The sequence below is a fragment of the Burkholderia sp. AU4i genome (assembly GCF_000466765.1).
GTDB classification, from domain to species: Bacteria; Pseudomonadota; Gammaproteobacteria; order Burkholderiales; family Burkholderiaceae; genus Burkholderia; species Burkholderia cepacia.
Map to the genome: position 1 here is coordinate 1 of NZ_ASSI01000474.1, position 1,941 is coordinate 1,941.

General features: G+C 69.9%; 2 protein-coding genes. One reads left to right on the forward strand and one right to left on the reverse strand.

Features of this window, described 5'->3' with window-relative positions; all coding sequences use genetic code 11:
• Positions 1 to 235: 235 nt before the first annotated feature.
• Positions 236 to 793: a DUF3005 domain-containing protein gene (locus L810_RS43610; RefSeq protein ID WP_021164411.1), complete on the forward strand. Its 558-nt coding sequence runs from the start codon at positions 236 to 238 to the stop codon at positions 791 to 793.
• A 106-nt stretch (positions 794 to 899) separates the two neighbouring features.
• On the opposite strand, the gene L810_RS43615 is transcribed toward L810_RS43610, so the two are convergent.
• Positions 900 to 1,664: a DUF4397 domain-containing protein gene (locus L810_RS43615; RefSeq protein ID WP_021164412.1), complete on the reverse strand. Its 765-nt coding sequence runs from the start codon at positions 1,662 to 1,664 to the stop codon at positions 900 to 902.
• Positions 1,665 to 1,941: the final 277 nt, after the last annotated feature.

Below are 1,941 nucleotides of genomic sequence, written 5' to 3' on the forward strand. Positions count from 1 at the left end.
CGCGGCTTCCGCGCCGGCGGGCGCAAGCGGCGGCTGACCGGCATCGGCCGGGCGGCGCACGGGGCGTACTCGGCTTGCGCCGGTTCGTCACCCGTGCGCTGCCGTGCCGCACGGGCATCGCAGGCCGCGCGTGCGTGCCGTACCTGCGCGTGAAAGATTTGCAAGGACCGTTGTAGCGATTCCCGGACCGGCGCCGGCATCACGCCGGCGCACGCCGTCCGGAACAGGAGGTGCGATGCAGAACGCGGAATCGAATCCAACCCCGCAACAGCAGCGGGAACAGATCGCGAAGAGTCCGGTGAAGACCCCGGCAGCCGGCGACATGCCCGACGCGGCGACCCAGGCCGCCGAGGTCGCCGAGGCGGGGAAGCGGCCGCTGACGCCGGAGGCGGTCGCGGCGAAAACGCCGACCGGCCTGCCGCCGATCGACGTCGGCGCGCATGCGGTCGACAGCGGCGATCCCGTGCGTCGCGCGGCCGGCCGGATCGTCACGCTCGACAACGCGAACATGGCGATGACCGACAACACGGTCGACGTCGACGGCAAGGGCATGGAGGCGCGCACCGGCGCGTCGGAACTGCAGGACAACGTGATCTACTCGAACGCGTCGCTCGACGACGCGGTCGAAACGCCCGACGAGGGGCTCGGCGGGATCGAGAGCCGGCCGGGCGGCAACATGCCGCAGATCGCGACGCGGCCGGGCTGGCGCGTGCGGCATGTCGGCGATGTCGACGTCGAGCACGGCGACGGTACGCGCGCGGAGCACGTGATCTGCCTCGAGCGGATCGACTGATACCGCCGCTGACACTGCCGCTGGTACCGCCGGATACCGGTACCCGGCGCGTGGCGGCCGGTGCACGCGCACCGGCCGCCACGATCGCCGCCGCCGTGTTCGGCCGTTACTGCGGGCCGAGTTCCTGCGCGGACGAATCGGCGTCGTTGCCTTGCGCAACCAGCACGTGGATATCGTTCGGCGTCACGTCGCCGACCCCGCCCGACGGAATCGTCAGCAGCAGCCAGTCGGCGTTGTTGTTGATGGTGACCGGCGCGGTCTTGAGGATCGGCGTCTTGCTGCCGGCCGTCGTGACGATCACCTGGTAGCTGCCGCCGTTCAGGTAGATCGAATCCTGCGTCGTGGCCGGCACCGCGTTCTGGTAGGCCGCGCCCGCGAGCGTCGGGCTTTGCGTCGTGATGTCGGTGCCGGGCGGGACGACGTACATGTCGATGTTCTGCGCGTTCGGCGACGCATTGAAGGTGCGCACGCGCGCCTTGTCCGACAGCAGGCCCTTGTCGTACGGATCGTCGATCACGGAGATCAGCGACGTCGTGCTCGGCAGCGCGACCGTCGTGTAGTGATGGCCGTTCGCCGCGCTGAACGATTGCGACGCGATGGTCGAGGTCGTGCCCGAGATGTCGTAGCTCGCGGTCTGCGTGCCCGAGTCGACGTCGTGATAGCGCGTCACGCCCTTGTACGCGACACCCGACTGATCGACCTTGGCGTTCAGGTAGTAGTCGAGGTTCGGGCCGGCCGGCACCGCGTTGATGAAGCGCGCCTGCGGCTTCGAGATGCCGAGCTCGGTGCCGACGTCGTTGCCGTCGCCGCCACATGCCGCGAGCACGGAAATGATGGAGCACAGGGCCGCTATCGTTCGTATTGATTTCATGTTGTCCTCTCGTTCAGGGGAACCTGTTTGCGATGCGGGATCGCCACGCGAAGGTCGCGTGGTGAGCAACGCCGGTTGCGGGAAGGATGCTGTCCGCCGGATCGGCGGGCGTGTGGATGGCGCAAGCGGCGTGCCTGTCTGGCGACGGAGCGCCGGGCGGCCGGGTGCGGGCGGGGCCGGTCAGGCGTGATTGAGGGGGCGCGCGCGGGTTGTAAAAAGGCGGCGTCGCAAGGGCCGGGCGCGGGGACGCGTCGGTGCCGCCCCGGTCGGCGGGCTC